The sequence below is a fragment of the Streptococcus sp. 5004 genome, assembly GCF_013276755.1.
In the GTDB taxonomy this organism is placed as follows: Bacteria; Bacillota; Bacilli; order Lactobacillales; family Streptococcaceae; genus Streptococcus.
In genome coordinates this window covers 60036-67106 of sequence record NZ_VMLP01000019.1, presented here as the reverse complement: position 1 = coordinate 67106, position 7071 = coordinate 60036, and the positions used below count along the sequence as shown (strand labels likewise).

The window sequence follows — 7071 nt, the reverse complement described above, 5'->3', positions numbered from 1 at the left end:
GATTTTCATTGAGTATGAAGCAGTAAATGCTGAGGGAGTGGAGGTTTAACTCTAACATTAGTGAGAGTTTGGTCTCCCCTCTTCTATTTTGTTTTTAAATAGGGGTGAAAAGACTTTTTGCTTCTATTTAAAAATAAAATAAGGAGATCAGATCATGAATCTTTTGATTATGGGCTTACCTGGTGCAGGTAAGGGAACTCAAGCAGCAAAAATCGTAGAACAATTCCATGTTGCACATATCTCAACAGGTGATATGTTCCGCGCTGCAATGGCAAATCAAACTGAAATGGGTGTTCTTGCTAAGTCATACATTGACAAGGGTGAATTGGTTCCTGACGAAGTTACAAATGGAATCGTAAAAGAACGTCTTTCACAAGATGATATTAAAGAAACAGGATTCTTGTTGGATGGTTACCCACGTACAATCGAACAAGCTCATGCCTTGGACAAAACATTGGCTGAACTTGGCATCGAACTAGAAGGTGTTATCAACATCGAAGTGAATCCAGACAGCCTCTTGGAACGTTTGAGTGGTCGTATCATCCACCGCGTAACTGGAGAAACTTTCCATAAGGTCTTTAACCCACCAGTTGACTATAAAGAAGAAGATTACTACCAACGTGAAGATGATAAGCCTGAGACAGTCAAACGTCGTTTGGATGTGAATATTGCTCAAGGAGAACCAATCATTGCTCACTACCGTGCCAAAGGTTTGGTTCATGACATCGAAGGTAATCAAGATATCAATGATGTCTTCTCAGATATCGAAAAAGTATTGACAAATTTGAAATAAAGCGTTTTTCACACTTGCAAAAATCCGCTACAAATGTTATACTGAGATAGTCTGACTTATAATTGTTGTCTCTGTGTCTAGAGGCATCGAATCGAAATTTATGGAGGTGCTTTTGCGTGGCAAAAGACGATGTGATTGAAGTTGAAGGCAAAGTAGTTGATACAATGCCGAATGCAATGTTTACGGTTGAACTTGAAAATGGACATCAGATTTTAGCAACAGTTTCTGGTAAAATTCGTAAAAACTATATTCGTATTTTAGCGGGAGATCGTGTTACTGTCGAAATGAGTCCATATGACTTGACACGTGGACGTATCACTTACCGCTTTAAATAATCGAAAAACTTGGAGGGATAAGAAATGAAAGTAAGACCATCGGTCAAACCAATTTGCGAATACTGTAAAGTTATTCGTCGTAATGGTCGTGTTATGGTAATTTGCCCAGCAAATCCAAAACACAAACAACGTCAAGGATAAGATAGAAAGGAGAAAACATGGCTCGTATTGCTGGAGTTGACATTCCAAATGACAAACGCGTAGTAATCTCATTGACTTATGTTTATGGTATCGGACTTGCAACATCTAAGAAAATTTTGGCTGCTGCTGGAATCTCAGAAGATGTTCGTGTACGTGATCTTACATCAGATCAAGAAGATGCTATCCGTCGTGAAGTGGATGCAATCAAAGTTGAAGGTGACCTTCGTCGTGAAGTAAACTTGAACATCAAACGTTTGATGGAAATCGGTTCATACCGTGGTATCCGTCACCGTCGTGGACTTCCTGTCCGTGGACAAAACACTAAAAACAACGCTCGTACTCGTAAAGGTAAAGCTGTTGCGATTGCTGGTAAGAAAAAATAATATAGGAGGTAAAAGTCTTGGCTAAACCAACACGTAAACGTCGTGTGAAAAAGAATATCGAATCTGGTATTGCTCATATTCACGCTACATTTAATAACACTATTGTTATGATTACTGATGTGCATGGTAATGCAATTGCTTGGTCATCAGCTGGTGCTCTTGGTTTCAAAGGTTCTCGTAAATCTACACCATTCGCTGCTCAAATGGCTTCTGAAGCTGCTGCTAAATCTGCACAAGAACACGGTCTTAAATCAGTTGAAGTTACTGTAAAAGGTCCAGGTTCTGGTCGTGAGTCAGCTATTCGTGCGCTTGCTGCCGCTGGTCTTGAAGTAACAGCAATTCGTGATGTGACTCCAGTGCCACACAATGGTGCTCGTCCTCCAAAACGTCGCCGTGTATAATCATCGCATTACACTGCTTTTCGTTTAAGAGGGAGTAACTAAATGATCGAGTTTGAAAAACCAAATATAACAAAAATTGATGAAAATAAAGATTATGGCAAGTTTGTAATCGAACCACTTGAACGTGGCTACGGTACAACTCTTGGTAACTCTCTTCGTCGTGTACTTCTAGCTTCTCTACCAGGAGCAGCTGTGACATCTATCAACATTGATGGTGTGTTACATGAGTTTGACACAGTTCCAGGTGTTCGTGAAGACGTGATGCAAATCATTCTGAACATTAAAGGAATTGCAGTGAAATCGTACGTTGAAGACGAAAAAATCATCGAACTAGATGTTGAAGGTCCTGCTGAAGTAACAGCTGGTGACATTTTGACAGATAGCGATATTGAAATTGTAAATCCAGATCATTATCTTTTTACAATCGGTGAAGGTTCTTCTCTAAAAGCGACTATGACTGTTAACAGTGGTCGTGGATATGTACCTGCTGATGAAAATAAAAAAGATAATGCACCAGTTGGAACACTTGCTGTAGATTCTATTTATACACCAGTTACAAAAGTCAACTATCAAGTGGAACCTGCTCGTGTAGGTAGCAATGATGGATTTGATAAATTAACCCTTGAAATCTTGACTAATGGAACAATTATTCCAGAAGATGCTTTAGGGCTTTCAGCACGTATTTTGACAGAACATCTTGATTTGTTTACAAATCTTACTGAGATTGCCAAGTCAACTGAAGTGATGAAAGAAGCTGATACTGAATCTGACGACCGTATTTTGGATCGTACGATTGAGGAACTGGACTTGTCTGTGCGTTCATACAACTGTTTGAAACGTGCCGGTATCAATACTGTGCATGATTTGACAGAAAAATCTGAAGCAGAGATGATGAAAGTACGAAATCTTGGACGCAAGAGTTTGGAAGAAGTGAAACTCAAACTCATTGATTTGGGTCTTGGATTAAAAGATAAATAAAGGAGGAATACATGGCTTACCGTAAACTAGGACGCACTAGCTCACAACGTAAAGCAATGCTTCGCGATTTGACAACTGACCTTTTGATCAACGAATCAATCGTGACAACTGAAGCTCGTGCTAAAGAAATCCGTAAAACTGTTGAAAAAATGATTACTCTAGGTAAACGTGGTGATTTGCATGCACGTCGTCAAGCAGCTGCTTTCGTACGTAATGAAATCGCATCTGAAAACTATGATGAAGCAACTGATAAGTACACTTCTACTACAGCACTTCAAAAATTGTTCTCAGAAATCGCACCTCGTTATGCTGAACGTAACGGTGGATACACTCGTATCCTTAAAACTGAACCACGTCGTGGTGATGCAGCGCCAATGGCGATCATCGAATTAGTATAAAATCATCAATTTTGTTGAGTGTTATGATGATGGAGTCTTGTGCTCTTAGTCTAGCTCTGGTCTACCGCTAGGATTTCGGTCCTAGCGGGAACACTCATCATAAGTTGGGATAGTAGACGCTTGTTTACGAAATTGTTTTTTGCTTAAGAACAACTTCGTAAGCAGGCGTTTTTGAGTATTTTAGTTGGAATTATGCTATACTATTTGAAAAGAATCCTGTTTAATGTTCAGGTTTCTTATTTTAAGAAGAATTGGAGTTTGCTTATGAAAGCGATTATAACTGTTGTTGGCAAAGATAAATCTGGAATTGTTGCGGGTGTTTCTGCTAAAATTGCAGAATTGGGTTTGAATATTGATGATATCTCTCAAACTGTCTTGGATGAATATTTCACGATGATGGCTGTCGTTTCTAGTGATGAAAAGCAGGATTTTACTTATCTGCGAAATGAGTTTGAAACTTTTGGGCAAACTTTGAATGTGAAAATCAATATTCAGAGTGCAGCGATTTTCGAAGCTATGTATAATATCTAGGAGGTTATCATGGATATTAGACAAGTTACTGAAACCATCGCTATGATTGAGGAGCAAAACTTCGATATCAGAACTATTACCATGGGGATTTCCCTATTAGACTGTATTGATCCAGATATCAATCGTGCTGCGGAGAAAATTTATCAAAAGATTAGGACCAAGGCAGCTAATTTAGTGGCTGTTGGCGATGAAATTGCTGCTGAGTTGGGAATTCCAATCGTTAATAAGCGTGTATCGGTGACACCTATTTCTCTAATTGGAGCAGCGACAGATGCGACGGACTACGTGGTTCTGGCAAAAGCGCTTGATAAGGCTGCGAAAGAAATCGGTGTGGATTTTATTGGTGGTTTCTCTGCCTTGGTACAAAAGGGGTACCAAAAGGGAGATGAGATTCTCATCAATTCTATTCCTCGTGCTTTGGCTGAAACGGACAAGGTCTGCTCGTCAGTCAATATCGGCTCAACCAAGTCTGGTATCAATATGACGGCTGTCGCTGATATGGGACGTATTATCAAGGAAACGGCTAATCAATCAGATATGGGAGCGGCCAAGTTGGTTGTATTCGCTAATGCTGTTGAGGACAATCCATTTATGGCGGGTGCCTTCCATGGTGTTGGGGAGGCAGATGTTATCATAAATGTCGGAGTTTCCGGTCCTGGTGTGGTAAAACGTGCCTTGGAAAAAGTTCGTGGACAGAGCTTTGATGTAGTCGCCGAAACAGTTAAGAAAACTGCCTTTAAAATCACTCGTATCGGTCAATTGGTTGGTCAAATGGCCAGTGAGAGACTGGGTGTGGAGTTTGGTATTGTGGACTTGAGTTTGGCGCCAACTCCTGCGGTTGGAGATTCTGTTGCACGTGTCCTTGAAGAAATGGGGCTAGAAACAGTTGGTACGCATGGGACGACGGCTGCCTTGGCACTTCTGAATGACCAAGTTAAGAAGGGCGGAGTGATGGCCTGCAACCAAGTCGGTGGTTTGTCTGGTGCCTTTATCCCCGTTTCTGAGGATGAGGGAATGATTGCTGCAGTGCAAAATGGCTCTCTTAATTTGGAAAAACTAGAGGCCATGACGGCTATCTGTTCAGTTGGATTGGATATGATTGCCATACCAGAAGATACGCCAGCTGAAACCATTGCAGCCATGATTGCGGATGAAGCAGCAATTGGTGTTATTAACATGAAAACAACAGCTGTTCGTATCATTCCAAAAGGAAAAGAAGGCGATATGATTGAGTTTGGTGGTCTTCTTGGTACAGCTCCAGTTATGAAGGTCAATGGGGCTTCGTCTGTTGATTTCATTTCTCGTGGGGGACAAATCCCAGCACCAATTCATAGTTTTAAAAATTAAGAAAATAGGAGAAAATGATGAAAAAAGAAATGAAACATGCTTTAGTAGCTTTAGGACTGTCAACTTTACTAGTCCCAACTTTTGCCAGTCAAGTAGTTTCTGCGCAGGAAGAAAGCCATGAAACTACCACTAGTGTGAGTCCAGAAGAGGTTAATAAAAAAATTGAGGAAACGAAGCAATTTTTAATTGATTTGATTAAACAAAATATCTTTGAACAGGTTGATCAAGGAGACTGGGATACAGTTTCTTTTTCCAAGAGTGATGTAAGCTCTATTAGAGATAAATTAAGAGAAGAACTTAATTATAGGTTACAAGATTTCATGGGAGAGTTAGAATATATAAGGAAGTATAGTTTAGAAGGAAAAATTCCTTTGGAAGAGTTACCAAATATTTTATCAGAGTTTAAGAACAAATCTAAAAAAAACTACATTGATCGTTATAGAGAAAAAGATAATTTTTTTGGTCATAGAATGAAGTATATTGTTGCTGAACTTGCTATACTAAAGAAAATGAATCTGGTAATTTCTCAAATAAATAATGATTCTCACTATACAGAATTAGAGAAAAAAGAAATGTTAGCTAGAGTTTCAAGCTACTACGCACCTGGTTTTCATCAATCTGGTTTATATGTTGATAGTGATAAGTATTTAACTTTATTTAATAATCAAGATAATTTAAATACTTATCTTAAGAAAGTTTCTCTATTTTTATCTAACAATCATTATCCGATTTCTACAGTACCTAAGGAAAAAAATATACGGGAAATTAATGCTGTTGCCTTTATGGAGAAGACAGCCATTAGTAATGACGATACACTTTCGAAAGCAGAAAAGATTTCTATGTTTAGTAAGATTGATGATATAGTTGAAGAAGGGATACATAAAGTCAAGAAGGAAGCTGGTCTTTTACATGAGGAGAAACCTGAATTAGTACACATGCTATCCCCTGAAGAGTTATCTGTATTTACTAAGCGTATCGAAGATGTTTACCAAGGAAAAGCTAAGCCTAAGGTAACAAAAGAAGAGGCTATTCAAGCAGTTTCTACTGGAACTTCATCCTCAGTTTTATCTCAATCTAAATCTAATGTTACCACTAATGGAGAGACTAAGAAAAATCATCAAGCAAGTAAGTGGTTTAAAGAGTCTGGAAAATGGTACTATAATGACCTTTCTGGTAACCTTGTAAGAAACCGTTGGGTAGGCCGTTATTATCTAAAAGCAGATGCTTCAATGGCTGCAAGTGAATGGATTTATGATGAAGACTATAAGAGCTGGTTTTATGTAGATTCAACTGGTAGTTATGTGGAGAAAGCTTGGCAGGGCGAATACTACCTAAAACGTGGCGGTTACATGGCTAAGAGTGAGTGGGTATTTGATTCTCAGTATGATAGTTGGTATTATCTGAACCAAGATGGTAAGTATGCTCGTAACCAATGGATTAAAGATGGGGATAAGTGGTATTACTTGTTAGCTGATGGAAAATTGGCAAAAAATATGACCATTAACGGCTATAAAGTAAATGAAAAAGGTGAATGGGTATAATTTTTTAAGTTCTATTTAAGGTTAGCTGTGTATACTATAATCATTAAATAAAGACCTCCTAATATTATTTGAAACAGATAACACTGATTTAGTTTGAATTTGATTTTCATCTAATATCTTTATTTAATAGAACTCCTAAACTTTTTCATAATAATCTCCTGCAAAAGTCGCCTGTCTGGGTGGCTTTTGTTTTATCATCCATGATATAATAGAAGCAAACGGA

Annotated in this window: 10 protein-coding genes; all 10 read left to right on the top strand. The window is 38.5% G+C overall.

The window, feature by feature from the left end; all coding sequences use genetic code 11:
• Positions 1-154: 154 nt before the first annotated feature.
• The 10 genes from HT685_RS06895 (at position 155) to HT685_RS06850 (ending at position 6848) form a co-directional block, all read left to right on the top strand.
• Positions 155-793 carry an adenylate kinase gene (locus HT685_RS06895; RefSeq protein ID WP_001050436.1) on the top strand — a complete coding sequence of 213 codons (639 nt, stop codon included), beginning with the start codon at positions 155-157 and terminating at the stop codon, positions 791-793.
• A 116-nt stretch (positions 794-909) separates the two neighbouring features.
• Entirely contained in the window at positions 910-1128 is a 219-nt protein-coding gene (gene infA, locus HT685_RS06890; RefSeq protein WP_001029883.1) for a translation initiation factor IF-1, read from the top strand.
• 24 nt (positions 1129-1152) lie between these two features.
• The gene (gene rpmJ / locus HT685_RS06885) at positions 1153-1269 is read left to right on the top strand and encodes a 50S ribosomal protein L36 (RefSeq protein WP_001808836.1); all 117 of its coding nucleotides are present in this window, start codon (positions 1153-1155) and stop codon (positions 1267-1269) included.
• 17 nt (positions 1270-1286) lie between these two features.
• Positions 1287-1652 carry a 30S ribosomal protein S13 gene (gene rpsM, locus HT685_RS06880; RefSeq protein ID WP_000090781.1) on the top strand — a complete coding sequence of 122 codons (366 nt, stop codon included), beginning with the start codon at positions 1287-1289 and terminating at the stop codon, positions 1650-1652.
• Between the two features lie 17 nt (positions 1653-1669).
• Positions 1670-2053, top strand: a complete 384-nt coding sequence (gene rpsK / locus HT685_RS06875; RefSeq protein ID WP_001118385.1) for a 30S ribosomal protein S11 — start codon at positions 1670-1672, stop codon at positions 2051-2053.
• Positions 2054-2095: 42 nt separating this feature from the next.
• Positions 2096-3031 carry a DNA-directed RNA polymerase subunit alpha gene (locus HT685_RS06870; RefSeq protein WP_000568988.1) on the top strand — a complete coding sequence of 312 codons (936 nt, stop codon included), beginning with the start codon at positions 2096-2098 and terminating at the stop codon, positions 3029-3031.
• Between the two features lie 11 nt (positions 3032-3042).
• Complete coding sequence (gene rplQ / locus HT685_RS06865; protein WP_000331493.1) at positions 3043-3429, top strand: 50S ribosomal protein L17; 387 nt, start codon at positions 3043-3045, stop codon at positions 3427-3429.
• Between the two features lie 264 nt (positions 3430-3693).
• Positions 3694-3960: an ACT domain-containing protein gene (locus HT685_RS06860; protein ID WP_173251613.1), complete on the top strand. Its 267-nt coding sequence runs from the start codon at positions 3694-3696 to the stop codon at positions 3958-3960.
• 9 nt (positions 3961-3969) lie between these two features.
• Positions 3970-5307, top strand: coding sequence for a PFL family protein (locus HT685_RS06855; protein WP_173251615.1), 1338 nt, complete (start codon positions 3970-3972; stop codon positions 5305-5307).
• A gap of 17 nt (positions 5308-5324) precedes the next feature.
• Complete coding sequence (locus tag HT685_RS06850) at positions 5325-6848, top strand: N-acetylmuramoyl-L-alanine amidase family protein (RefSeq protein ID WP_173251617.1); 1524 nt, start codon at positions 5325-5327, stop codon at positions 6846-6848.
• Positions 6849-7071: the final 223 nt, after the last annotated feature.